The organism is Neoroseomonas rubea (assembly GCF_016106015.1).
Classification (GTDB): domain Bacteria; phylum Pseudomonadota; class Alphaproteobacteria; order Acetobacterales; family Acetobacteraceae; genus Neoroseomonas; species Neoroseomonas rubea.
Window position 1 is genome coordinate 1 of record NZ_JACADQ010000618.1, and the last position, 1,190, is coordinate 1,190.

1 protein-coding gene is annotated in these 1,190 nt (G+C 73.6%); it reads right to left on the bottom strand.

What is annotated here, in order from left to right; genetic code table 11:
* A partial coding sequence (gene murD / locus HW577_RS25360) for a UDP-N-acetylmuramoyl-L-alanine--D-glutamate ligase (protein WP_332837817.1) occupies positions 1 to 1,184 on the bottom strand: 1,184 nt, incomplete at its 3' end.
* Positions 1,185 to 1,190 lie beyond the last annotated feature (6 nt).

The window sequence follows — 1,190 nt, forward strand, 5'->3', positions numbered from 1 at the left end:
GTGTGCTCTACCGACCTGGCGGCGGCCGCGGCGGGCAGCGCGGCGTCGAGCGTGCCGGCGATCTCATGCGGCACGCCGTGCGCGGCGAGCGTCGCGGCGAAGGCGCGCGCGTCGCGCCCGATCAGCACTGCGCGGGCGATGCGCGGGAAGAACGGCGCCAGCTGCTCGATCCCGCCATCCTTGGCGATGCCGCCCGCGATCCAGACCACGCGGTCGTAGGAGGCGAGCGCGCGGGCCGCGCTGTCGGCATTGGTCGCCTTGCTGTCGTTGACGAAGACGACGCCGCCCGACGCGCCCACGCGTTCCTGCCGGTGCGGCAGTCCGGGATAGGTCGCAATGCCGTCGGCGATCTCCGCCCGCGTCAGTCCGAGCGCGAGGGCTGCGGCGGCCGCGGCGGCGGCATTCTGCGCATTGTGGCTGCCCGGCAGCGCGCCGGCGGCGGAAAGGTCGAGGATCGGTCCGTCCTCGTCGCGCAACATCCGCTCTTCCGCCCAGACGCCGCCCGGCTGGCGGGCGTGGCCCGAGATCGGAACGAGCCGCGCCGGCAGGCCCCTGCCCATCGCGGCCGTCATCGCGTCGTCCTGGCCGAGCACGGCGACGTCGTCCTGCTGCTGGCGCGCGAAGATGCGCGCCTTCACGGCGGCATAGCCGGCCATGTCGCCGTGGCGGTCGAGGTGATCCGGGCTCAGGTTGAGCATGACCGCCACCTTGAACCGCAGCGTGGCGATTCGCTCCAACATGTAGGACGACATCTCGAGGACGTAGACGCCTTCCGACCCCAATATGTTGAGGGAGAGGGCAGGGGGGCCGAGATTGCCGCCCGCTTCCGCCGCATGCCCCGCGCGCGTCAGAACGTGGTGGATCAATGCGGTGGTGGTGGACTTGCCGTTCGTGCCCGTGACGCCGACGAAGCGCGCGCGCGACTGCGCGGCGAGCACCGCGCGATAGAGGAACTCCGCGTCGCAGAGGATCGGCACGCCGGCTTCCGTCGCCGCGCGCGCGGCCGGATGGGGCTGCGGCAGCCGATGCGGAATGCCCGGCGATAGCAGCAGCGCATCCGCGCGCAGCCGGCCCTCGGTCGGGTCGCGCAGCGGGATGCCGGCCTCCTCCGCCGCGGCGCGCGCCTCCGGCCGGTCGTCCCACGCCGCCACCTCCGCCCCCCGTTCCGGGTCGGGAGAGCACACGGCTGA